Origin of the sequence: Streptomyces sp. P9(2023) (genome assembly GCF_032436795.1) — a bacterium.
Taxonomy (GTDB): domain Bacteria; phylum Actinomycetota; class Actinomycetes; order Streptomycetales; family Streptomycetaceae; genus Streptomyces.
This window is the reverse complement of sequence record NZ_JAUPWM010000088.1, coordinates 1-1567: the sequence shown is the minus strand read 5'-3', so window position 1 is coordinate 1567 and position 1567 is coordinate 1. Positions and strand designations below refer to the sequence as shown.

At 39.5% G+C, this 1567-nt stretch carries 3 protein-coding genes; all 3 read right to left on the bottom strand.

The genetic code is table 11. The annotated features are described in order from the left end of the window. Positions 1-50: 50 nt before the first annotated feature. Positions 51-389, bottom strand: a complete 339-nt coding sequence (locus tag Q5762_RS36730; RefSeq protein ID WP_315887732.1) for a hypothetical protein — start codon at positions 387-389, stop codon at positions 51-53. Then, positions 352-771, bottom strand: a complete 420-nt coding sequence (locus tag Q5762_RS36725; protein WP_315896661.1) for a phage Gp19/Gp15/Gp42 family protein — start codon at positions 769-771, stop codon at positions 352-354. Before Q5762_RS36725 ends, Q5762_RS36730 begins: the two co-directional genes overlap by 38 nt. 152 nt (positions 772-923) lie before the next feature. Continuing rightward, positions 924-1567: phage major capsid protein (locus tag Q5762_RS36720; protein ID WP_315896660.1), on the bottom strand; the 644-nt coding region annotated here is incomplete at its 5' end.

The window sequence follows — 1567 nt, the reverse complement described above, 5'->3', positions numbered from 1 at the left end:
CAGACTTCAAAAGCTGACCAACGCCAGCATAATTCAGTTTAAATCCAGACTTAGCCATAGCGCTCCACCATCACTTTCTTGTTCCAAGACAATGGAATTAAATCATCAATGCCTTCTGTCACAAAACCAAATGTACGCCACCGTTGACCAAAGAATTCAACTTCCTTGTCTTCCCAATCATGGGTATCACCTTTTGGAATTCCTAAAGTGTACACAGCTTTTTTTCCTGTTAAATTCAGCTGATTAATGACGTCATCAGATAAGGCTGGAGCGACTAAAACATTATCAACTAGTATCTCAACATCTTTTACAACTGGTGCTCCAAATGGGTCAACTGACATAACTTGCTTATCAATAAGGGTAATTGGTATTCCATGTATCTTCCCCATAGATATTGATCCCCCCTATTTTTTGTCGTTTCAGTCCTAACCGTTTGAGTTCCGAATCTTTAATAAATAATCCACCGCCAGGACTCAGATAGGTGCCAGACCAAGTATAGCCAAGTGCCGATTGACTTTCTTGTACCATTGGTTGACCTGTGGTTGGAGTCATGAGTGTCCTAGCGATGATGTCAACTGTAATAGCTTTTAAAACACTTGCGTAAGACACGCTATCGGCAAATGACTGGTCTAAATCTTTACCTACTTTTTCAGCTTCCAAGCGTAACGTGTCAGAGACGACTGCCAAGAGCGCCTCTGCACGTAACATTTCATCTGTTGTCAATGGTCTCCACAATAACGAAACATCTTCAACTGTTGCAAAATTAGCCATCATAACCTCCTATTTCGAGGCTACTTAGCCTCTTCTTTCTTTTCCTTAACTGTCTCTTTTACAAGTTCCCAATCACCAGAAAGGACAGAATCTGTTACGACTACCGCCCCAGTGTTTTTATCTTTGTAAATTGCCATAAATTCCTCCTAAAATTAATCTTGAACTTCTACACGAGCGAATGCTTTTTCGTCAAGGATGCCCCATCCGATGAACGCTTCAGAACGTAGTAAAATTTCATTGTACGCTTTAAGGTCACGACCAGAACCATCTGGATCACCATATTCAATAATTTCAAGTGGAATATTTTCTGCGTATCCCCATTTAAATTTACTTTGGAAGTCACCGACAATAGCGTGGTCTGTTTTAGCAGTACCGCCTTTTACTGTAAGTGTTTTGTTCATGTCTAGATTCATGTTAAAGAAATTATCTGGACGTTGCCCAAAGCGGAATTCTGGATATGCTGGTAATTTATCAGCGCCCAATTTAATTTTAGACATGTCTTGTCCTGCTTGAGGTGATAGAGCGATACCAGTTACTTCATTTCCGTTAACCACAATAGTGTTAACTGCAGAATCAATATTATCGTCAATTGTAGCTGCGTCGTATTTAACTACGTTTTCAGTAACAACTCCATCAAATGAGTTAGTAGCTTTGAACGATGCATCAGTAAGAGTGCGAGGTTCTAAACCGTGAATAGCTGCAATGTCAAACGCTTCTGCCATTTTTTTAGCAAATCCATCTGCATAGTGTTTTAAGAAGTTTAAACGTTTTTCTTCAGATGCATATTTAAATTCAT